This is a genomic window from Colwellia sp. BRX8-7 (assembly GCF_014077275.1).
Classification (GTDB): domain Bacteria; phylum Pseudomonadota; class Gammaproteobacteria; order Enterobacterales; family Alteromonadaceae; genus Colwellia_A.
Genome location: NZ_JACGVP010000103.1, coordinates 1 through 386, shown reverse-complemented (window position 1 = coordinate 386; position 386 = coordinate 1). Strand labels below are relative to the sequence as shown.

1 protein-coding gene is annotated in these 386 nt (G+C 34.2%); it reads left to right on the top strand.

All coding sequences use genetic code 11. The features are described 5' to 3' along the window. A partial coding sequence (locus tag H4J57_RS19615) for a hypothetical protein (RefSeq protein ID WP_220470347.1) occupies nucleotides 1-282 on the top strand: 282 nt, incomplete at its 5' end. Nucleotides 283-386 lie beyond the last annotated feature (104 nt).

The window sequence follows — 386 nt, the reverse complement described above, 5'->3', positions numbered from 1 at the left end:
AGGATTAATAAAAGAATTTTTATGATAGGTTTATTACCTGTTTTAGGTTTACTCATTACATTTATTTTAAATTTTATCGCTGGTCCGGGTTATACGACTTCAGTAAATCAAGGTGCACTTCGTGTCTATTTTATGGGTTCTGTTATGTGGTCGGTATTTGCATTTTTTACAGGTATATTTATGTACTCAAAATGCAGTTCAATGAATCATCTTAAATTTATACTTGGAGTTTCATCTGTAGCTTTCGGTGTCGCAATGCCTTGGATTATAGGTATGTCGTAGAAAAAACATAACAAGCCATTCAAGCAGGACAAATAACAGCTGGCTATTTACTCCTTCGTCGCTTATTTTAGCCAACTATCATTTGCCTCTTAATGGGGCGTTAT